The following is a 20,010-nucleotide window of genomic DNA, read 5'->3' on the forward strand; positions in this document are numbered from 1 at the left end:
CAACGCTTGCGGCCCGCCGCGAATACAAGTTAAGGCCAACACCATGCACACAACCAGATTCAGGGATCGAGGGCCCCGCCCCCCCAACTACCCGACGGCTTCGAGCCCGTCATCTTGATCGCCACATCGCCCTGAGCGATCAACCGATCGCGATTCCTCGTCACAATCCGGCCGCTCTGCGGCGCCCTCAGCGCGACTTCGCTGGAAGGATCCCCCGGCCTCGCAACGACACGCGCAATCGTCTGCCCCTGCGCCACGTGCTCCCCTAGCTCACAGCTATAAACAAGCACGCCGGCTACCGGCGCAAAAATCGTCTCCATATTCGCGATCGGCACGGCCTCGCCTGCCCAGTCCGTGTGCTCAACACGCTCATCAACAACACCACGTGCACAGAGAAATCGATAGATCCCATCCGCATCACGCTGCGCGAGCGCATCGCTCACATCCGACTGCCCGCGCAACTCAATCGTCGCGGCAAGAAGCAACCCAGCATGCGGCTCACGCCGCCCCCTCTCGACAATCGCACCTTCGAACGCGCCATCGTCATCGTCGCCCCAGACAATCGCCACTTCCGCGCGCAATGCAGCGGCGAGGTCGCTAGCCTCAGGCCAGAACCCCTCATGCACATAAAGATAAGGCAACGCCTCCGAATCCGTATGCAAATCCAGCACGATCTGCGCCTCGCTCGCCAGCGCAAACAACGCCTTCTGCCACGCGGCAAACGTGCCAGGTTCGCGCTCCATGGCAATCGACTCATGAAAATGCCGATTGAAGTTGCGGCTCGTCGCATCATGAAAGCGCCCAAGCAGACGCCCATGACGGAACTGCCCGAGTCCCAGCGGGTTTGCCTGCGGCACAACCGTGATGGTCCCTGCAAGACGCCCGCTCTCCTGCGCCTCGCGCAACCGCAGCAATAGCGTGTGCAGCACATGCATGCCCGCGATCTCGTCCGCGTGCAGCCCCGCCTGCAAATGAACGCTCGGACCATCGCCGCGCCCTTTCAGCCGCCACGCACGCAGCGGCAGCGCCGCCCCCGAGTCGCCCGTCACGCTCAGTTCAAGCGCGTCATGCATTGACCGTCTCCAGGCTCGCGACAAACGATGCAATCCGCTCGCACGCATCGACAAGGCGCTGTTCATCCACCACGAAGCCAAAGCGCACGAAACCCTGCGCGGTATCGCCGAACGCGCTCGCATCGAGCAGCGAGACCTTGCGCGCGTGAAAAAGCTGCCACGTAAACGCATGCGTATCGAGCCCCGTGCCGCGCACGTCCACCATCATGAACATGCCAGCCTCCGGCAACAGGCAGCGCAGCCCAGGCACACGGCTCAAGCGTTCATACACGACATCGCGACGGCGCTGGTACACGTCGCGCATCGCGCCCACGATCTGCTCGCGCTGTTCGAGCGCCGCCAGCGCGCCCTCCTGGATGAAACCTGGCAGTCCATACAGCATGCACAGCGCAAGCCGCTCCAGATGCTCGACGAGCGGCGCCGGCGCCACCGCCCAGCCCGCGCGCCAGCCCGGCATCGCGTGCGACTTCGAAAAGCTCCCCAGCGTGATCGTGCGCTCCGCCATGCCCTCGAGCGACGCAATGCTCACATGCTCGCGCTCGAACACGAGGTCCGCGTAGACTTCGTCCGCCAGCACCCACAGGTCGTGCCGGCGCGCGAGCCGCGCAATCGCTTCCAGGTCGGCTCGCGGCATGACCACGCCCGTCGGATTGCACGGCGTCGCGAAGAAGATCGCTTTCGTGCGCGGGGTGATCGCCGCTTCGAGTCTCGCGAGATCGAGGTGGAAGCCGCGCTCGGGATCGACCGGCACGCTCACGAGCGTCGCGCCCGAGGCGCGCACGCTGGCCTCGTAGGTCAGGTACATCGGTTCGGGCACGATGACCTCGTCGCCCGCCTCGCAGATGCACTGCGCCACCGCGTACAGGCCGTTCTGCGCCCCGGCGGTGACGATCACGTAGTCCATCGTCACGTCGCAGCCCGTGGCTCTCGCATGCTCGCGCGCGAGCGCCGCGCGCAGCGCCGGGCGGCCCGCCACCTCGCTATAGTGCGTGTCGCCACCGCGCAAGGCAGCAACGGCACGCTCGACAATGAGCGCAGGCGTCGCGAAGTCCGGGTCGCCCACGCTCAGCATGATCACGTCCTCCCCCTCGGCCAGCGCGCGCTGCGCCGCGTAGTGAATCTCCCAGGCCGACGTGCGCTTGCCCTGCAGGCGCTCCACGAGTTTCGAAAATTTCATGCAGTCTCCTTGCGGCGGCCACTGCGCCGCCCCTGTTCATGCTTAATCGTGCATTCAGCGCGCCGAGCGAACCGGCACGCGGCGTTCGAGATAGCCGAAGCCCCGCTCAATCAGATACGCGAGCACGACGTAGATCACCGCGATGGCGAGCAAAGGCTCGTAGGTGCGCAGCGTTTGCGCGCGAATATAGTTGGCAGCGCCAAGCACATCCATGACCGCCACCGTCGAGGCCAGCGCCGTCGACTTGAGCAGCATCACCGACTCGCCCGCGAGCGTCGGCAGCAGGATCTGGATGGCGCGCGGCAGCCACACGCGGCGCACGATCAAGAGCGGCCGCATCCCCATGGCGCGCGCGGCTTCCAGCTCGCCCTTGGGCACGCCGCGCAACCCCGCGCGGATCACCTCGCCCACGTAGGCGCCCACGCTCACCACCAGCGCGAACGCCACATACCAGAAGCCGTCGCGCAGGAACGGCCAAAACACGCTCGTGCGCAGCCACGGCCATTGCGCGAACAGCGAGCCCACGCCGTAGTAGAGGATGTAGATCTGCACGAGCAGCGGCGTGCCGCGTATGAGCGCGGTGAAGCCCTTGCTCGCATTCGCAATCAGCGGATTGCGCGAGATTCGCGCGAACGCGACGACCACCGCAAATGCAAAGCCCGCGATGCCCGAGACCAGCAGCAGCTTGAGCGTGGTCATGAGGCCGAGCAGCAGCATGTTTCCGTACGACGGTATTACAGTCCAGTCCATCACTGTCACCTGCGAGAGTCTGGCCGGCCGCCGGCCGGCCGCGGTTTCATCAAGCTTGCGGCATCCATCGGCCGAAGCGACGCTCGATCTCCCGGAAGAACGCGCCCGAAACGGCCGTGATCACGAAGTAGACCGCCGCCACCATCAGGTAGTAGTGCAGATATTCGCGCGTCGATCCGGCCGCCTGCTTGGCCGTGTACAGCAGCTCGGAGTACCCCACCACGCTGATCAGCGCGCTGTCCTTCACGAGGATGAGCCACAGGTTCGCGAAGCCCGCCAGCGCATAGGGCGCCATCGCCGGCAGGATCACGCGCCGGAACACGAGTACGGGCCGCGCGCCGAATGCCCGCCCGGCCTCGATCTGCCCGTACGGGATCGCGAGCACCGCCCCGCGAATGATCTCGGCCGCGTAGGCGCCCTGCACGATGCCGAGCACCGTCACCGCCGCGGCAAAGCCGTTGACGCTCACGTCGCCCACGCCGATGGCGCGCATCAGCAGGTTCACCGCGTCCGTGCCCGCGTAGTACAGCAGCAGGATCAGCAGCAGCTCGGGCACCGCGCGGCACACCGTCGTGTAGGCGTTGGCGATGCGCTCGAGCGCACGCACGCCCGAGAGCTTGGCCGCCGCGCCCGCGAGCCCGAGCAGGAGGCCCACGGCAAAGGCCCCGAACGAGATTTCGAGCGTGACGAGCGCCCCCTGCAGCAGGGCGGCGGTCCAGCCGTCCGGGTCGATGCCGAGATACGCCACCCAGGTCCACGTGTTCATGCTATTCCCCCATCAGGCTTCGCGCGCGCCGTGCTCAATGCGGCCAGAGGTCGATCGTGAAGTACTTCTTCGCGATGGCGTCGTATTTGCCCGAGTCGTGGAGCTGCACGAGCGCCGTGTCGATGCGCTGCTTGAGCGCCACATCGTTCTTGCGCACGCCGGCGCCGATGCCGCTGCCGTAAATGGCCGGGTCCATCTTCACGCTGCCCGGGCCCTTCATTTCGACCGAGGCGCCGTCCTTCGTCTTGAGGAAGTCGATCACGCCGAGCTTGTCGAGGAACATCACGTCAATGCGGCCCGCGACGAGATCGGCATTGCAGTCATCCTGGGTGTTATAGAGGCGCACCGTCGAAGTCTTGCCATAGGCGGCCTTGATGAACTCGGCGTTGCCGGTGGAGCCCTGCACGCCGATCACCTTGCCCGCGAGGCCCGCCGGCGTGAGCGTGAGCGGCACGTCCTTCGGTCCGACGAAGACGCCCGGCGTTTCATAGTACGGCCGCGAGAACGCGATGACTTTCTCGCGCTCGGGCGTGATCGACATCGAATTGAAGATCACGTCGATCTTGTCGCTTTGCAGCGCCGGAATGATGCCGTCCCACGACACCTCCTTGATCTGGCATTGGGCCTTCATCTGGTCGCAGAGCGCGCGGATCAGGTCGGCCTCGAAGCCGCTCCACTGCCCCGTGGGCGTCTTCATGGTAAACGGCGGATAAGGCTCGGCGGCCACGCCAAAGCGCAGCGTGTCCGATGCGGCCGCGGCACTGCCCGGCACGCTCAGCGTCGTCAGGGCAGCCGTTGCAACCACAGCGAGGGCGCGAATCATTTTCTTCATGGTGGAGTACCTTTTTCGATCAACGGGTTGGACGCTACATAGGCTCGGGTGCGCCGGCCGCCATCTCTCACGGCACCGGCCGCACGACATTCAACGGCGCTGCTGATGCGCGGTGACGAACTGCCGGCACCGCTCGCTCTGCGGCGCGCCGAACACCTGCTCCGGCGTGCCGCTTTCCTCGATGCGCCCCTGGTGCAGGAACACGACCTTGCTCGAGACATCACGCGCGAAATCCATTTCGTGCGTGACGAGCAGCATCGTGCGGCCTTCGCAGGCCAGATCCCGGATCACCTTCAGGACTTCGCCCACGCGCTCGGGGTCGAGTGCGGAGGTGGGCTCGTCGAACAGCATGACCTTGGGACGCATGGCGAGCGCGCGCGCAATCGCCACGCGCTGCTGCTGGCCACCGGAAAGGAACGCGGGATAGACATGACGCTTGTCGGCGAGGCCGACGCGTTCGAGCAGTTGCTCGGCGCGGGCGATGGCTTCGGCGCGCGGTTCGCGCAGCACATGCACCGGCATTTCGATGATGTTTTCGAGCACCGTGCGGTGCGGCCACAAGTTGAAGCTCTGGAAGACCATGCCGAGCCGGGTGCGGATGCGCTCGACCTGGCGCGCGTCACACGCAATCGTGCGGCCCTTGCGGTCGGTGCCGAGGCGGATCTCCTCGCCGTCCACGACGATCCTGCCGCTCGTCGGCATTTCCAGCAGGTTGATGCAGCGAAGCAGCGTGCTCTTGCCCGACCCGCTCGCGCCGATCAGCGAGATCACCTCGCCTTCGTTCGCGCCCAGCGATACGCCCTTGAGCACCTCCAGATCGCCGAAGGACTTGTGCAGGTTCTCCACGCACACACGTTGCGCGCCCCCTCCCCGCTGTGCATCGGGGTGATGCGCGGTGTCGTTTGCCACGGCCAGCATGTTGTCTCCAGTGCCATCTGCTGAAGCGATACGGAGCATCGTCCGCAGTGGCTTGTTGAATGGTCAACCAACCTTCATGGGTTCCGAGTATATGTTCTGTTGAACATTGGTTCAACTCGTTTCAATAAACTTTTTGCGTCGCGAAGCGCCTCCGGCTCTGGGGTCGTAGCACTGCAATTGAACAGATTTCCGACAGTCGCATATAATCGGCTGGGTAACCATAGTGAAAGGTGAACTGTGCCAAAAACCACTCGCAAAGAACCCGTGCCCACACGAGGGCGCGGGGTGCGCGAAACGCCTGAGGTACGCCAGCAATCCATCATCGAGGCGACGATGCGCTGCATCGCCCGCTACAGTTATTCGGATACGACGATCGATCGCATCTGTGCCGAGGCCAAGGTCTCGCGCGGGCTCATCAACCATCATTTCCAGTCGAAAGACGAGCTGATGGTGCAGACCTACAAGCGCCTTGCCGCCGACCTGCAGGAAGTCTCGCGCGCGGCCGCCGCGAAGGCGTCGGGGCCCGAAGCGAAGCTCGACGCGATCATCAGGGTGTGCTTCGCGGCGCCCGTGTTCGCGCCGAAGAACGTGAAGGTCTGGCTGGGCTTCTGGAGCGTCGCGCATAGCGACCCGGTGATCCGCAAGGCGCACAAGGAGCTCTATGCCGGCTACCGGCAGGCGCTCAAGAAGCTGTTCGACCAGATTGGCGAAGTCCGCGGCGTGGAGGTCGACAGCGACCTCGCGGCGCTGACGCTGACCGCGCTGATCGACGGCTTCTGGCTGGAGCTCGCGCGTGACCCGAGCTCGTTCACGGCCGAGGACGCGCTGCGCAGCTGTCTGGGCGCCGTCGAGAACTTCGTGACGGCGCGGATCATGCGCGCGGGCGCCTGAGCACGCCACGGTCTGCTCTGGCTCATCAATGACAAAGCCGCCGCCTTTATTGAAAAGGCGGCGGCTTTTTTTCGTTGCGATGCGCTGCTAGCGCGATTTCATGCGACGCAGATTTCGATGAGCGTCGGCGCGTCGTGCGCGGCCGCGCGTTGCAGCACGTCGCCCAGCGCGTCGCCTTCGGCCACGCGTTGGGCCTGCCAGCCATACGCCTGCGCGAGCGCGACGAAGTCCGGCGTGTGCAGATCGACGCCGATCGGCTCCACCCCGCGATGCACCATCGCGTTCTTGATCTCGCCGTAGCCGCGGTTGTTCAGCAACAGCACGATCACGCGGGCGCCATGCTGCACCGCCGTGCCGAGTTCGCCGAGCGTGTACTGCAGGCCGCCGTCGCCCGCGAGACACACGACGGGCCGCGCCGGATCGGCGAGACTCGCGCCGATCGCCGCCGGCAAGCCGTAGCCGAGCGAGCCGAAGCCCACCGACGCGTTGAACCAGCTGCGCGGCCGCGGCGCCGCGTAACCGATGTTGCCCGAATAGACCATGCGCGTGGAGTCGCCCACGATGCACGCCTGAGGCAGCGCCTCACGCACGCTGTCGAGCAAGGCGAGATCGCGCTGCGTCTGCGCGTCGGCTTCGAGCCGGGCGGCGTCGCGGCACGCGGCCGCGCGCGTGGCGCCGGGCGAGCCCGCGCCTTCCGCGCGTGCGCCCGCTGCGCCCCATGAGCGGCGCAGCGCCGCGATGGTCCCGCCCACGTCGCCGAGCAGCGGCAAGTCGGGCGGCGCGTTGCGAAACAGCTGCTGCGCGTCGATGTCGATACGCGCGAGCGTGCGCGGCGCAACGAAGGTGCCGTCCGCGTAGAGATCGTAGTCGGTGGGCCCGAGCTCGGTGCCGAGCGCGATCACGAGATCGCTCTCGCGCATCAACGCGCGCACGGCCGCGCTCGAGGCTGACCAGGAGATCGCGAGCGGATGCGTGGGCGCGAGCATGCCGCGCCCATTGATGGTCATGACCACCGGCGCATCGAGCGTTTGCGCGAGCCAGCGCACCTCGTCGGCGGCGCCGAGCGCCCCGCCGCCCGCGAGTATCAGCGGCGCCTTCGCGCGTTGCGCGGCCTCGCGCAGTGCATCCAGCGCATGCGGGGCCGCAGGCCCGGCCTGCACACGCCGGGGCGCGGGCGGCGGTGACGGCAGCGCGCCCGCGGGCGCGTTGATGACGTCGAGCGGCAACTCGATATGCACGGGGCGCGGGCGCTCGCCCGAAAACACGGCGAAGGCGCGCGCGATGACCTGAGGCAGCTCTTCACCGCGCGTGACGGTGTGGCTGAACGCGGCCACGCTGCTGGCGAACTGGCGCTGGTCGGGCAGCTCGTGCAGGTGACCGTTGCCCGAGCCCATCTGCCCGAGCGCGTTCACGCTCGAAATCACGAGCATCGGAATCGAGTCCGCGCTGGCCTGGGCCATCGCCGTTGCGATGTTCGTGACGCCGGGCCCGGTGATCACGAAGCACACGCCGGGGCGCCCCGTGGCGCGCGCATAGCCGTCGGCCATGAAGCCGAGTCCCTGCTCGTGACGCGCCGTGATGTGGCGCATGCCGCTGTGCTCGAGGCCGCGGTACAGGTCGATGGTATGCACGCCGGGAATGCCGAAAACGGTATCCACGCCATAGGCCGCAAGCAACTCGACGAGGTACATGCCGACTGTTTTCATAGTCTGTCTTGAAGGAATCGGTGGAGGTGTTGGGAACCGGCAAGCCGGTTTGTCATGAAGCGAGGCCCGGCAGCAATTCGCGTATGCCTTGCGCAAGCATCTGGAACGCGATGGCGGTCAGCACGATACCCGAAAGCCGCTCGATGATGGTCCGGCCCATTTCGCTCAGGCGCTTGCACCACGAGCCCGAGCACAGGTACGTGAGGGCGATCACGCCCGCGTGCAGCACGCACGCGGCGCTCACGATGCACAGATCGCCGATCGTATGAAAGCGCGAGGCCGTCGTGATGACGAGCGAGATCACCGCACTGCCGATCGAGAGCGGGAAAATCAGCGGCACCGCGATGTAGCCACGCCACTGCGCATGCTCGAGCCGGCCCGTGCCACCGCGCCGCTCGTCCTTGTCCGCGTGCGTGCCGCGCATCATCGGAATCGACCACAGGCACAGCACGAGGCCGCCCGTGAGCGTCAACGCGCCGAGCGTGAGGCCCAGCATGCGCAGCAGAAACTGGCCGCCCCACACCGCGGCGACCATCGCCGCCGCGATCCACACGAACAGGCGCAGCGCGATCTGCCGCTGCGTCGCGTCGGGGAAATGGCCCGTGACCGCCGCGTACATCGGCATCGCAACGGGCGGGCAAAACAACGTGAGCAGGCCCGTGAGGAACAGCAGTACGTCGCTGGACGTCATGGTGATTTCGATCGGTTGGGTCGTGCGATTGGGGAAGAGTCTGATGGACGGGCCTGATGGACGAGCCTTGTGGACGAGCCTTGTGGACGAGCCTTGTGGACGAGCCGAGCTCGTGCGCATCAGGCCGGCGCGTTCGCCCACTCGGGGACGGCCGCGAAGAGGTCGCCCACGAGGCCATAATCGGCCACGCTGAAGATCGGCGCCTCTTCGTCCTTGTTGATCGCCACGATCACCTTCGAGTCTTTCATGCCCGCGAGGTGCTGGATCGCGCCCGAGATGCCCACGGCGATGTAGAGCTGCGGCGCGACGATCTTGCCGGTCTGGCCGACCTGGTAGTCGTTGGGGACGTAGCCCGCGTCGACTGCCGCGCGCGAGGCGCCCAGTGCGGCGTTGAGCTTGTCGGCGAGCGGCTCCAGCACCTTCGTGTAGTTTTCGCCGCTGCCCAGACCGCGACCACCCGAGACGATGATCTTCGCGCTCGTGAGTTCCGGACGGTCGAGCTTCGTGACTTCACGGCCAACGAATTGCGAGAGGCCGCTGTCTGCTGCCGCTTCGATCTTCTCTACCGCTGCGCTGCCGCCTTCGGCTGCAACAGCGTCGAATGCCGTAGTACGAACCGTGATCACCTTGATGGGGTCTTGCGACTGCACCGTTGCGATTGCGTTGCCCGCGTAGATCGGACGCTCGAACGTATCCGGTGAATCCACTGCCGTGATGTCGCTAATCTGCGCGACGTCCAGCTTCGCGGCGATACGCGGCGTGACGTTCTTGCCCGCAGCCGTGGACGGCGCGAGGATGTGCGAGTAGTTCCTTGCGATGCTCAGGACCGTGGCTTCGACGTTCTCTGCAAGGCCCTGCTCCAGTTGCGGCGCGTCGGCCAGCAGCACCTTCGAAACGCCGCCGATCTTCGCGGCCGCTTCTGCGGCAGCCTGGGCGTTGTGACCCGCGATCAGCACGTGCACGTCGCCGCCGATCTTCTGCGCGGCAGCCACGGTGTTCAGCGTCGCAGCCTTGATCGATGTGTTGTCGTGTTCGGCAATTACCAGATTCGTCATTTTGTTTCTCTCCCCTTACAGCACCTTGGCTTCGGTCTTCAGCTTCTCGACCAGCGTCTTCACGTCGGCGACCTTCACGCCCGCGCTGCGCTTGGGCGGCTCGGCCACCTTCAGGGTCTTCAGACGCGGCGTGACATCCACACCAAGATCTTCCGGCTTGATCGTTTCCAGCGGCTTCTTCTTCGCCTTCATGATGTTCGGCAGCGTGACGTAGCGCGGCTCGTTCAGACGCAGGTCCGTCGTAACCACTGCGGGCAGCGTCAGCGAGAGCGTTTCCGCGCCGCCATCGACTTCACGCGCAACCGTGGCCTTGCCGTCGGCGATCGTGACCTTCGAAGCGAACGTTGCCTGGGGCAGACCAGCCAAAGCGGCAAGCATCTGGCCAGTCTGGTTCGAATCGTCGTCGATGGCCTGCTTGCCGAGAATCACGAGCTGCGGCTGCTCTTTATCGACCAGCGCTTTCAAAAGCTTCGCCACCGCGAGCGGTTGCAGATCCTCATTCGATTCGACGAGAATCGCGCGATCCGCGCCAATGGCCAGCGCCGTACGCAGCGTTTCCTGCGCTTGCGCGGGGCCCGCAGACACGGCAATCACTTCCGTCGCCACGCCCGCTTCCCTCAGGCGAACCGCCTCTTCCACGGCGATCTCATCGAACGGGTTCATCGACATCTTCACATTGGCGATATCCACGCCCGTGCCATCCGACTTCACGCGCACCTTCACGTTGTAATCGACCACCCGCTTCACGCCCACCAGGATCTTCACACTCATCGCATGCTCACATTCAGATTAATTAGTTTTGCTCGCTCAGCTGCTCGGCCACCACGCGTGGGCGCATCTCCGAGTCGAAGTCGTCGAGCGTCGGGAAGGCGAGCGGCTCCAACTGGTCGAGCTTCGTGAGGGTCTCGGCGTAACGCTCGAGCATGGCCACCCGTTCTTCGTTGGCGATATACGGCACGTGATGCGCAACGAACGACGGCAGCACTTCGAAGCCGGCATAGCCGAGCGTCCCGCGCAACATATGGCGCAGCATGAGGTCCATCTCGCCGTGCACCCCTTCAGGGCCGAACATGTAATCGCGGCCGCCGCAGGTGTAGGCCAGCATCGCGCGCTTGCCGCGCATGCCGCCGCGGTCGTAAAAGCGCAAGCCGCCATACACCTTGCCCGAGACCATCACGCGATCGATCCATCCTTTCATGATGGCCGGCACCGAGCACCAGAACAGCGGGAAGCTGAAGATCACCAGATCGCACGCCAGCAGTTTTTCCAGCTCCGCCGCAATGTCGGGAGCGATCGCCTGGGCGGCCACGTTCTCGCGCTGCTCCAGTGCGTAGACGAGGTAATCCGCGTTGCGCCGCATGCCGAAGTCCGCCGCGCTCGCCACCGGATTCCAGTTCATGGCGTAGAGGTCCGACACCATCACCTCGTGTCCCTGCGCTTCCAGCGTGCGCACGGCGCAATGCTGCATCGAGGTGGTGAACGACTGCGGTTCGGGATGGGCGTGAACGATCAATACCTTCATGTTTTTGTTTCTCCAGTGCGGCAATGATTAGAGTTCGCCCGCCGTGCGCCGGCGCGCGAGCGACACGGCAATCGCGGCGCAGGTGCCGACGAGCATCAGGGTGGACACGGCGGCGATCGCCGGGTCGACGTTCTCGCGCATGCCGTCCCACATGCGGCGCGGCAGCGTATAGATGTGGCGGCTCGAAATGAACAGCGTGACCACGAGTTCGTCCCACGAGAGGATGAACGCGAACACCGCCGCCGAGAACACGCCGGGGCGTATCAGCGGCAGGATCACGTGGCGCAGCGTCTGATAGAGGTTCGCGCCGAGATTGCGCGACGCCTGCTCGACCTTGAGCCCGAGCGTCGCGAGCGAGGTGGAAACCGAAACCACGACATACGGCACGGTCAAGACCACATGCGCGAGGATCGTGCCCGTGTAGCTGTCGAGCAGGCGCCAGTCGGCCCAGAGCCGGTAGAACGCGAGCGCGGAAACAATCGGCGGCACGATGAGCGGGAACAGGATCACGAGGCGCACGGTCTCGCCGCGCCGCGAGGCGATCTTCCACAGACCGATCGCGCACAGCGTGCCGAGCGTGACCGAGATCGTCGCCGAGGCCAGCGCGATCACGCCGCTCTGCGCGAAACTCGCGAGCCAGCCGTCGTCCTCGAACAGCACGGCGTAGTGGCGCATGGAGATCGTGCCGTCCGGCATCGAGAGATAGTCGTTCGGCGTGAGCGATACCGGCACCGAGACCAGCAGCGGCAGCAGCAGGAACAGGATGGCCGCCCACGCCACGCCGATCACCAGCGCGCGCCGGATGGTGAGTCTGGAATTCATAAGGTTTCCTTGATGTCCTTGATGTTCCTGATGCCGCCTACTTCGCGCCAAACAGCTCGCGCAGGTTGATGAAGCGCGAGAGCACGACCAGCACCGTCACGATCGCCATCAGCAGCACGGAAGCCAGCGCCGCGCCGCTGCCCCAGTTCACCAGTTGCAGGATCTGCGTGCTGATGTATTCCGCCACCATCACGGTGCGCCCGCCGCCCAGGATCACCGGCGTCACATAGAAGCCGAGCGAGAAGATGAACACCAGCAGTCCCGCGCCGTAGATGCCGGGCAGCGTCTGCGGGAAGTACACCTTGCGGAACGTGAGGAAGGCGCTCGCGCCAAGCCCTTGCGAGGCGCGCGCGAGCTGCGGATCGATGCCCTTCATGTTCGAGTAGAGCGGCAGCACCGCATAGGGAATCATGAAGTGCACCATGCCGACCACCACGCCGAACGGATTGCGCATCAACTGCAGCGGCTCGTCGGTCATGCCGAGCGCCATCAGCGTGTTGTTCACGAGCCCTTGCTCGCCGAGCAGGAACAGCCACGAGAACGCGCGGATCAGCACCGAGGCCCAGAACGGCACCAGCAGGCCAAAGAACAGCGCCATGCGCTGGCGCGGCCCCACGTGCACCATCGCGAACGCAATCGCGTAACCGAGCGCCACCGAGATCACCGTGGTCATGCTGCAGATGCGCAGCGTGGTCCACAGCACGCGGTGCACGCTCGCGTTGTCGATGAAGCGCGCGTAGTTCTGGAGCCCGGGCTGCGGCACGGAAAAGCTCAGCCACAGTACGCGCAGCAGGGGAAACAGATACAGCACGGCCAGCAGCGCGAGCAGCGGCAGCACCAGCAGCCAGTAGCGGTCGATCCGCTTGCGCGGTAGCGCGACGCGTTCGGGCGCGGAGGAAGTCAGCGTATTCATGGCGCGGCGTTCGATAAGGGTTCGGCGGAGCGCCGGCGTGCTCCTTGCCGGCGACGGGCAATCGATCTCACGAGGACATCAGGTCCGTGTAGCGCTGCAGCGTGGCGTCGTAGTTCTGGGCCCACCAGGCCGGATCGACCTTGCACTGCTGCGCCCAGTTCTCCGGCGTGCCCGGATTGTCCGCGCGCAGCGTGGCCGGCACCTGCGCCGTCGCGGCCGGCGTCACCGGCCCGTTGCCAAGCGCCGAGAGCAGCTTGAGCTGGGGCTCGATGCCCTGGACGAACTTGATGAACTGCCAGACCTGGTCGCCGGCCGGATTGTTTTTCGGCACCGACCACACGTCGCACGAGGCCAGGCCCTGCTCCCACGTATAGCGAAAGCGCCCCTTGCTTTCGCGCTGAATCGCGTTCGCGCGCGTGTGCCAGATGCAGGCCATGCTCACTTCGCCGTCGCGCAGCAACTGCAGGCTGTCCGCGCCGGAATCCCACAGCAGCACGTTGGGCTTGAGCACCTTGAGCTTGTTGAACGCGCGCTGCGTGTCGATCGGGTAGATCTTGTCCTTGTCCACGCCGTCCGCCATCAGCGCGGCCTCGAGCGAGCCGCCCATCCATTTCCACAGGCCGCGCTTGCCGGGGAATTTGCTCACGTTCCAGAAATCGGCCCAGTTCTTCGGCGGATTCGCACCGAACTTCTGCGAGTCGTAGGCGAGCACGTAGCTCAGCAGATAGGCGGGCGCGCCAAAGTCCGACGTGAGTCCCGGCAACGCGAGCCGGTTCACGACCGAGTAGTCGATCGCGCGCAGAAAGCCCTGCTTGCCGAGCTTGATCGCCTCAAAGCCGTCGAGGTCCATCACATCCCAGATGACGTTGCCGTTCTCGACCATCGCCTTGATCTTGCCGTCGTCGGGCGACGAATCGTAGCCCATGCGAATGCCCGTCGCCTTCGTGAACGGGTCCATGTACGCCGTGCGAAATGCCGTGCGCCCTTCGCCGCCCCATGCGCTCAGCACGATCTCCTTCGGGTTCGATGCGCGCGCCGCGCCGCTCCAGACCGATAGCAGCGTCGGTGCGATGCCGGCCGCCGCGCACAGTTTCAGGAAGTTGCGCCGGCCCTGTTCGGTGCGGGGCTCGAGATCGCGCGCTTGCTCGATGAGGTCGCGCATATGGCGTTGCGTCATGGTGTCTCCTTTTTTATGCTTCGCTCGATGAATGAAGTACAAACCCACTGCGGGCACCCGCATGGCGGACCGCTCGCCCGGCGGCAATCAATTGACCGCAAGCGGCGAGGTCGCGTCGGGCTCCCATTGCACGAACACTTCCATGCCGGTATGCGGTGAAGCGAGTCCCTTCCATGCCGGCACGTCGGCGATCATGCGGCCGAGTTCGGCCGTCTGGACTTCGAAGCGGAACGACGCGCCAAAGTAGTTCCAGTGCACGACGCGGCCGCACACCTCGTTGAGCGCGCCGTTGCTCGACGTCGTGGCGATGCCGACCTTCTCGGGGCGCAGCGCGTAGAGGACCTTGTCGCCGGCGCGCGCGCTGCCGGCGCTCGCCGCGAATTGACGGTTGCCGGCGCGATAGACGGTGACGCCGTCGTGCGTGCCCACCGCCTCGCCTTCGATGAAGTTGCTCTCGCCCAGGAAGTCCGCCACGAAGCGATTGCCGGGGCGCTCGTAGAGCTCGCCCGGCGCGCCAATCTGTTCGAGCCGGCCGTCGCGCATGATCGCGATACGGTCCGACATCGAAAGCGCTTCCTCCTGGTCATGCGTGACGAACAGGAAAGTGGCGCCGAGCCGCTCGTGCAGCGCCTTCAGCTCGATCTGCACCTCGCAGCGCAGCTTGCGGTCGAGCGCGCCCAGCGGCTCGTCGAGCAGCACCACGTCCGGGTTGAACACGAGCGCACGCGCGAGCGCCACGCGCTGCTGCTGGCCACCCGACATCTGGCGCGGCAGGCGGTCCGCGAGGTGGCCGAGGCGCACCTGGTCGAGCGCCTGCTTCACGCGCTTGACGGCGTCCGGGCCTTTCTGGCCGCGCACCATCAGCGGATAGGCGACGTTCTGCTCGACCGTCATGTGCGGAAAGAGCGCGTAGCCCTGGAACACCATGCCGAAATTGCGCTTCTCGGGCGGCAGCGCGACGATGCTCTTCGCGCCCACCCGCAGGTCGCCGCCCGTGGGCTGCTCGAAGCCCGCCACCATCATCAGCAGGGTGGTCTTGCCCGACCCGGACGGTCCAAGGATGGTCAGGAACTCGCCACGCGGAATGTCGATCGTGGTCTCCTGCACCGCCACCACTTTCCCGTAGCGCTTGGAGATCCGGTCGATCAGCAGCCCGGCGCCGGACGCCACGCGGCTCGCGCTTGCCGGCGCCGCCCCGGCGCTCCAGTCGACACCCATTTCCGCACTCGCATGACCTGCTTCCACTCTTCGTCTCCTGATCGTCTTTTCCGATTTGGGTTGAACGTTCATTTAACAGAACTTATACTATGCCGTAATGGAGGCTGCAAGTAGAGCGGACCCTTGCCCCGCCGTGGGTCTGTACCATCCATACACGACCGTGCGCAACCAGGTTGCATGAGACACAGGAGACTGGCGAAAACCATGATTACAGAAGAGATCCGTATCGACTCGCGCAACGGTGTGCTCACCCTGCGCATCGACCGGCCGGAGGCGCGCAATGCGCTCGCGCGCCCCCATCTGGACCGGCTGCGCGAACTGCTCGAAGGCTATGCGCAGGACCCGTCGGTGCGCTGTCTCGTGATCACCGGCACCGGCAAGGCGTTCTGCGCCGGCGCCGACGTCGAGGAATGGGCCCAGGCGGAAGCCAACGGCGAGCTCGACACCTATGGCTGGACCGACAAGGCCCACGCCTTCGTGCAGTTGCTCGCGGCGTTTCCGCGCCCCACGGTGGCGGCGCTCAACGGCTCGGTGGTCGGCGCGGGCACCGACATTGGCTTCGCGTGCGACTTCCGCATTGCCGCCGCCAGCGCGTCGCTGCGCTGCGGCTACACCGGCATGGGCTACAGCCCCGACATGGGCGGCAGCTGGTTCCTCCCGCGTCTCGCGCGGCCCGACATCGCGCGCCGCTTCGTATTCCTGAACGAACGCTGGAGCGCCGAGCAGGCGCTGGCGGCGGGCCTCGTTTCCGAAGTGGTCGACGACGCTGTGTTCGAGTCGCACGTCGCCAACTTCGCCGCGCAGCTCGCGGCCGGCCCGAGCGTGGCGCTCGGCCATACCAAGGCCCTCTTCGCACGTTCGCTCACCAGCACGCTCGCCGAGCAGCTCCAGGCCGAGCTCGCCGCCGGACTCGCGTGCGGCCATAGCGAAGACGGTCAGGAAGCCCTTCGCGCGTCGAAAGAGCGGCGCGCCCCACAATTCGCAGGGAGATAACGCGTGGAATTCTCATTGACCCATGAGCAGGAAATGCTGGTTTCGTCGGTGCGCACCTTCGTGGAAAAGGAGCTGCAGCCGCACGAGTTCGCCGTGGACCGCGCCGACGAAGTCACGCCGGCGCTCGCCGCCTCGATCCGCAAGAAGTCCATCGAGCTCGGCCTCTACGCATTCAACATGCCGGAGAGCGTTGGCGGCGCAGGGCTCGACTATTTGAGCCAGGCGCTCGTCGAGCGCGAGCTCGGACGCACGAGCTGGGCGCTGCACGTGTTCGTCGCGCGGCCGAGCAAGATCCTGATGGCCTGCAAGGGCGAGCAGATCGAGCGCTACCTGAAGCCGACCGTGCGCGGCGAGCGCGTGGACTGCTTCGCGCTCACGGAACCGGGTGCGGGCTCGGACGCGATGGGCATCCGCACGCGCGCGGTGCGCGACGGCGACCACTACGTGATCAACGGCAGCAAGCACTTCATCAGTCACGCGGACACGGCCGATTATGTGATCCTGTTCGCCGTGACGGGCGAAGAGGAATGGCGCGGCCGCCCGCGCAAGCGCGTGACCTGCTTCCTGATCGACAAGGACACGCCCGGCATGACCGTGCGGCGCGGCCCGCACTGCACGAGCCTGCGTGGCTATCATCAGTCGGAGATCTTCCTTTCCGACTGCCGCGTGCACGTCTCGCAGATCCTCGGCGAGGAGCATCATGGCTTCGATCTCGCCAGCGAATGGTTGACCGCCGGGCGCGTGATGGTGGCGGCCAACAACATCGGGCGCGCACAACGCGCGTTCGAAATGGCGGCCGAATGGGCGGCCACGCGCCAGCAGTTCGGCAAGCGCATCGGCGACTTTCAGGGCACGTCGTTCAAGCTCGCCGACATGGCCACGGAGATCCGCGCGGCGGAGCTCGTCACCTTCTACACCGCGGACAAGCTCGACAAGGGCACCATGACCGATGGCGACGCGGCGCTCGCCAAGCTGCTCGCGACCGAAACGCTGGGCCGCGTGACCGATCATGCGGTGCAGATCTACGGCGGCATGGGCCTCATGGACGAGCTGCCGATCGAGCGCTTCTGGCGCGACGCGCGCATCGAGCGCATCTGGGAAGGCACCTCGGAGATCCAGCGACATATTCTCTCGAAGGAAATCATGCGGCAATATAGCTAGCCGGCGACCCAGGCGGGCGCGCGACGGTGCGCCCGCCTGAATGCGCTCACACGCCTCGACGTAACCATTCGGTTTCCAATCGGATTTCAATCGACACACCCGCCATGGCCCATACCCGTGCCACCGAGCGCGGCGACACCGCGTTCGCCGCCAACCTGCATCGACTTCTCAATCCTTCGAGCATTGCATTCATTGGCGGACGCAGCATTGCGGCCGCGCTGCAGCGCTCGCGCGCCTTCGGCTACCAGGGCGACGTCTGGCTCGTCAACCCCACGCACGCCGAGATCGACGGCGAGCGCTGCTACGCGCGCGTCGAAGACTTGCCGCGCGCACCCGACGCCACCTTCATCGCGGTGCCCTCGGCGGCGGCGGTGGGCGTCGTGCGCGAACTCGCGGCGCGCGGCGCGGGCGGCGCGGTGGTCTACGCATCGGGCTTTTCGGAAACCGGCGCCGAGGGCGCCGCGCTCCAGGCGAGCCTGCTGGAAGCGGCGGGCGACATGGCGCTGCTCGGCCCCAATTGCTATGGATTGCTGAATGGTCTGGACGGCAGCGCGCTATGGCCCGTGGCGCACGGCGCAGCGCGCGTCGAGCGCGGCGTTGCCGTGATCACGCAAAGCGGCAACCTTGCCTACAATCTCTCGATGAGCGCGCGCGGGCTGCCCTTCGCGTATCTCGCGAGCGTGGGCAACCAGGCGCAGGTGGACGTGGCGCGTCTCGTCGATGCATTCGTGGACGACGAGCGCGTGCGCGCGATCGGCGTGCACCTCGAGGGCCTCAAGAACGTGAGCGCATTCAGCGAGGCCGCCACGCGGGCGCTCGCGCGCGGCGTGCCTATCGTCGCGCTCAAGAGCGGCGTATCGGAACTGGGCGCGCAGCTCGCGTTGAGCCACACCAGCTCGCTCGCGGGCTCCGATTCGCTCTACGACGCCCTGTTCAAGCGGCTTGGCGTGATCCGCGCGCGCGATCCGGTTGAGCTGGTGGAAACGCTGAAGCTGCTCTCGATTGCGGGCATCCCCAAAAGCAGCACGCTCGCGGCGCTCGCGACCTCGGGCGGCGACGCGGGCCTTGTCGCCGATCTCGCCGAAGCGCAGGGCATTGCGTTTCCGGCCGTGAGCGCGCACGGCCGCGCGACGCTTGAAACCGTGCTGCCGGCCTACGCGAACATCGCCAACCCGCTCGATTTCACGACCACGCCGTGGGGCCGCCCCGACGCCATGCGCGCTTGTTGCGACGCGCTGCTAGGCGAGCGTCCTGGCGCGGCCGCGATGATCCTCGACTACCCCAAGGCAGACACCGGCGAGCGCCCGCAATGCGATATTGCTGCTGATGCCTTTGCGGCCAGTGCACGCGCTCACGACGTGCCCGCCGCGCTGATTTCCGTGTTTCCCGAGCTGACGCCGCCCGAGCACGCGTTGCGCATGGCCGCCGCTGGCGTTGCGCCGCTGCAGGGGTTGCGCGAAGGCATCGCGGCGATTGGCGCGGCGATGTGGTACGGGAAGACTCGCGCGGCGCGGCTGGCTGAAGACCGTCTTTCTACGCTGCCTGTGCTGCGCGTGCCCGATGCATCGGCGAATGAGGCCGGTGGCCGGTTGCTCGATGAGTGGGAGAGCAAGCGCAGGCTTGCTGAGTATGGGCTCGATGTGCCTGCTGCCGTTTGTGTGAGTCCGGCCGAGGCGCCGGCCGCGGCTGCGAAGCTTGGGTTCCCGGTTTGTGTGAAGGTGGTGAGTGAACATCTGCCGCATAAGACCGAAGCGGGGGCGGTGGCGTTGCGGCTCGAGTCGCCCGAGGCGGTTGCTAGCGCCGTCGTGCGTATGACTGAGAGCGTTGCGAGTTATGCGCCGGAGGTTGCGGTCGAGCGCATTCTCGTTGAGCGGATGGCTAGCCCGCCGTTGATGGAGTTGATTGTTGGCATCAAGCGTGATGCTGGATTTGGGCTTGCGCTCGTGCTGGGTAGCGGCGGCGTGCTGGTTGAGCTGATTCGTGATACGGCTACGTTGCTGTTGCCAGCGAGTGAGAAGGATGTGCGCGCGGCGCTGCTTGGGCTTAAGCTGGGGCCGTTGCTCACGGGGTATCGCGGGGGCGCGGCGGCTGATCTCGATGCGACTGTGCGGAATGTTATGGCGATTGCGAGGTTCGCCGAAGAGCATGCTGAGACGCTGCTTGAGCTCGATGTTAATCCGCTCCTTGTGGACAAGGATGGTGCTGTCGCCGTTGATGCACTTGTAAGGTTTGCTAGTTAGCCAAAATGGCTTTTGGCTTTTTTTGGCGCGTTGGCCTTAACTTGTTTTCGCGGCGGGCCGCAAGCGTCGCCCCTGTGCGGGGCGGCACCTACTTTTCTTTGCAGC

The 20,010-nt window shown here is 65.9% G+C and carries 19 protein-coding genes; 4 read left to right on the forward strand and 15 right to left on the reverse strand.

The window, feature by feature from the left end; genetic code table 11:
* Positions 1–59: 59 nt before the first annotated feature.
* The 6 genes from BO1_RS42375 to BO1_RS55105 form a co-directional block, all read right to left on the reverse strand.
* The gene (locus tag BO1_RS42375) at positions 60–1,121 is read right to left on the reverse strand and encodes a succinylglutamate desuccinylase/aspartoacylase domain-containing protein (protein WP_322788559.1); all 1,062 of its coding nucleotides are present in this window, start codon (positions 1,119–1,121) and stop codon (positions 60–62) included.
* Positions 1,066–2,250 (reverse strand): pyridoxal phosphate-dependent aminotransferase, encoded by a 1,185-nt coding sequence (locus BO1_RS42380; RefSeq protein ID WP_028222747.1) that lies wholly within the window; start codon positions 2,248–2,250, stop codon positions 1,066–1,068. Before BO1_RS42380 ends, BO1_RS42375 begins: the two co-directional genes overlap by 56 nt.
* 54 nt (positions 2,251–2,304) lie before the next feature.
* On the reverse strand, positions 2,305–3,000 hold the full coding sequence (locus BO1_RS42385; RefSeq protein ID WP_028222748.1) for an ABC transporter permease subunit: 696 nt from the start codon (positions 2,998–3,000) through the stop codon (positions 2,305–2,307).
* 49 nt (positions 3,001–3,049) lie between these two features.
* A complete protein-coding gene (locus BO1_RS42390) occupies positions 3,050–3,766 on the reverse strand; it encodes an ABC transporter permease (protein ID WP_028222749.1) in 717 nt (238 codons plus the stop codon).
* A gap of 34 nt (positions 3,767–3,800) precedes the next feature.
* On the reverse strand, positions 3,801–4,598 hold the full coding sequence (locus BO1_RS42395) for a transporter substrate-binding domain-containing protein (RefSeq protein ID WP_028222750.1): 798 nt from the start codon (positions 4,596–4,598) through the stop codon (positions 3,801–3,803).
* A 90-nt stretch (positions 4,599–4,688) separates the two neighbouring features.
* On the reverse strand, positions 4,689–5,516 hold the full coding sequence (locus BO1_RS55105) for an ABC transporter ATP-binding protein (protein ID WP_043288790.1): 828 nt from the start codon (positions 5,514–5,516) through the stop codon (positions 4,689–4,691).
* A gap of 285 nt (positions 5,517–5,801) precedes the next feature.
* Between BO1_RS55105 and BO1_RS42405 the strand changes: the two genes are divergently transcribed.
* Positions 5,802–6,407 (forward strand): TetR family transcriptional regulator C-terminal domain-containing protein, encoded by a 606-nt coding sequence (locus BO1_RS42405; protein ID WP_245644052.1) that lies wholly within the window; start codon positions 5,802–5,804, stop codon positions 6,405–6,407.
* Between the two features lie 98 nt (positions 6,408–6,505).
* On the opposite strand, the gene BO1_RS42410 is transcribed toward BO1_RS42405, so the two are convergent.
* The 9 genes from BO1_RS42410 to BO1_RS55110 all read right to left on the reverse strand — a co-directional run bounded on the left by BO1_RS42410 (position 6,506) and on the right by BO1_RS55110 (position 15,538).
* Positions 6,506–8,113, reverse strand: a complete 1,608-nt coding sequence (locus BO1_RS42410) for a 5-guanidino-2-oxopentanoate decarboxylase (RefSeq protein ID WP_028222752.1) — start codon at positions 8,111–8,113, stop codon at positions 6,506–6,508.
* Between the two features lie 52 nt (positions 8,114–8,165).
* Positions 8,166–8,804, reverse strand: coding sequence for a MarC family protein (locus tag BO1_RS42415; RefSeq protein ID WP_245644053.1), 639 nt, complete (start codon positions 8,802–8,804; stop codon positions 8,166–8,168).
* 119 nt (positions 8,805–8,923) lie between these two features.
* A complete protein-coding gene (locus tag BO1_RS42420; protein ID WP_028222754.1) occupies positions 8,924–9,859 on the reverse strand; it encodes an electron transfer flavoprotein subunit alpha/FixB family protein in 936 nt (311 codons plus the stop codon).
* A 15-nt stretch (positions 9,860–9,874) separates the two neighbouring features.
* The gene (locus tag BO1_RS42425) at positions 9,875–10,624 is read right to left on the reverse strand and encodes an electron transfer flavoprotein subunit beta/FixA family protein (protein ID WP_028222755.1); all 750 of its coding nucleotides are present in this window, start codon (positions 10,622–10,624) and stop codon (positions 9,875–9,877) included.
* Between the two features lie 28 nt (positions 10,625–10,652).
* Positions 10,653–11,381 (reverse strand): NAD(P)H-dependent oxidoreductase, encoded by a 729-nt coding sequence (locus BO1_RS42430; protein WP_028222756.1) that lies wholly within the window; start codon positions 11,379–11,381, stop codon positions 10,653–10,655.
* A 27-nt stretch (positions 11,382–11,408) separates the two neighbouring features.
* Positions 11,409–12,203, reverse strand: coding sequence for an ABC transporter permease (locus BO1_RS42435; RefSeq protein ID WP_028222757.1), 795 nt, complete (start codon positions 12,201–12,203; stop codon positions 11,409–11,411).
* Between the two features lie 37 nt (positions 12,204–12,240).
* Complete coding sequence (locus tag BO1_RS42440) at positions 12,241–13,116, reverse strand: ABC transporter permease (RefSeq protein ID WP_043288792.1); 876 nt, start codon at positions 13,114–13,116, stop codon at positions 12,241–12,243.
* Positions 13,117–13,183: 67 nt separating this feature from the next.
* Positions 13,184–14,293 (reverse strand): extracellular solute-binding protein, encoded by a 1,110-nt coding sequence (locus tag BO1_RS42445; RefSeq protein ID WP_028222759.1) that lies wholly within the window; start codon positions 14,291–14,293, stop codon positions 13,184–13,186.
* Positions 14,294–14,380: 87 nt separating this feature from the next.
* Positions 14,381–15,538, reverse strand: a complete 1,158-nt coding sequence (locus BO1_RS55110; RefSeq protein ID WP_245644054.1) for an ABC transporter ATP-binding protein — start codon at positions 15,536–15,538, stop codon at positions 14,381–14,383.
* A 177-nt stretch (positions 15,539–15,715) separates the two neighbouring features.
* Between BO1_RS55110 and BO1_RS42455 the strand changes: the two genes are divergently transcribed.
* The 3 genes from BO1_RS42455 (at position 15,716) to BO1_RS42465 (ending at position 19,905) form a co-directional block, all read left to right on the forward strand.
* A complete protein-coding gene (locus tag BO1_RS42455; protein WP_084688729.1) occupies positions 15,716–16,504 on the forward strand; it encodes an enoyl-CoA hydratase/isomerase family protein in 789 nt (262 codons plus the stop codon).
* Between the two features lie 3 nt (positions 16,505–16,507).
* Positions 16,508–17,665, forward strand: coding sequence for an acyl-CoA dehydrogenase family protein (locus tag BO1_RS42460; protein WP_028222761.1), 1,158 nt, complete (start codon positions 16,508–16,510; stop codon positions 17,663–17,665).
* A 104-nt stretch (positions 17,666–17,769) separates the two neighbouring features.
* Positions 17,770–19,905, forward strand: a complete 2,136-nt coding sequence (locus BO1_RS42465) for an acetate--CoA ligase family protein (RefSeq protein WP_043288794.1) — start codon at positions 17,770–17,772, stop codon at positions 19,903–19,905.
* Positions 19,906–20,010 lie beyond the last annotated feature (105 nt).

Origin of the sequence: Paraburkholderia oxyphila NBRC 105797 (assembly GCF_000685075.1) — a bacterium.
In the GTDB taxonomy this organism is placed as follows: domain Bacteria; phylum Pseudomonadota; class Gammaproteobacteria; order Burkholderiales; family Burkholderiaceae; genus Paraburkholderia; species Paraburkholderia oxyphila.

Excerpts from the sequence above, each read along its gene's own strand:
- BO1_RS42375 (WP_322788559.1), bottom strand. The coding sequence starts at position 1,121 with ATGCGTGCGAGCGGATTGCATCGTTTGTCGCGAGCCTGGAGACGGTCA.
- BO1_RS42380 (WP_028222747.1), bottom strand. The coding sequence starts at position 2,250 with ATGAAATTTTCGAAACTCGTGGAGCGCCTGCAGGGCAAGCGCACGTCG.
- BO1_RS42385 (WP_028222748.1), bottom strand. The coding sequence starts at position 3,000 with ATGGACTGGACTGTAATACCGTCGTACGGAAACATGCTGCTGCTCGGC.
- BO1_RS42390 (WP_028222749.1), bottom strand. The coding sequence starts at position 3,766 with ATGAACACGTGGACCTGGGTGGCGTATCTCGGCATCGACCCGGACGGC.
- BO1_RS42395 (WP_028222750.1), bottom strand. The coding sequence starts at position 4,598 with ATGAAGAAAATGATTCGCGCCCTCGCTGTGGTTGCAACGGCTGCCCTG.
- BO1_RS55105 (WP_043288790.1), bottom strand. The coding sequence starts at position 5,516 with ATGCTGGCCGTGGCAAACGACACCGCGCATCACCCCGATGCACAGCGG.
- BO1_RS42410 (WP_028222752.1), bottom strand. The coding sequence starts at position 8,113 with ATGAAAACAGTCGGCATGTACCTCGTCGAGTTGCTTGCGGCCTATGGC.
- BO1_RS42415 (WP_245644053.1), bottom strand. The coding sequence starts at position 8,804 with ATGACGTCCAGCGACGTACTGCTGTTCCTCACGGGCCTGCTCACGTTG.
- BO1_RS42420 (WP_028222754.1), bottom strand. The coding sequence starts at position 9,859 with ATGACGAATCTGGTAATTGCCGAACACGACAACACATCGATCAAGGCT.
- BO1_RS42430 (WP_028222756.1), bottom strand. The coding sequence starts at position 11,381 with ATGAAGGTATTGATCGTTCACGCCCATCCCGAACCGCAGTCGTTCACC.
- BO1_RS42435 (WP_028222757.1), bottom strand. The coding sequence starts at position 12,203 with ATGAATTCCAGACTCACCATCCGGCGCGCGCTGGTGATCGGCGTGGCG.
- BO1_RS42440 (WP_043288792.1), bottom strand. The coding sequence starts at position 13,116 with ATGAATACGCTGACTTCCTCCGCGCCCGAACGCGTCGCGCTACCGCGC.
- BO1_RS42445 (WP_028222759.1), bottom strand. The coding sequence starts at position 14,293 with ATGACGCAACGCCATATGCGCGACCTCATCGAGCAAGCGCGCGATCTC.
- BO1_RS42455 (WP_084688729.1), top strand. The coding sequence starts at position 15,716 with ATGATTACAGAAGAGATCCGTATCGACTCGCGCAACGGTGTGCTCACC.
- BO1_RS42465 (WP_043288794.1), top strand. The coding sequence starts at position 17,770 with ATGGCCCATACCCGTGCCACCGAGCGCGGCGACACCGCGTTCGCCGCC.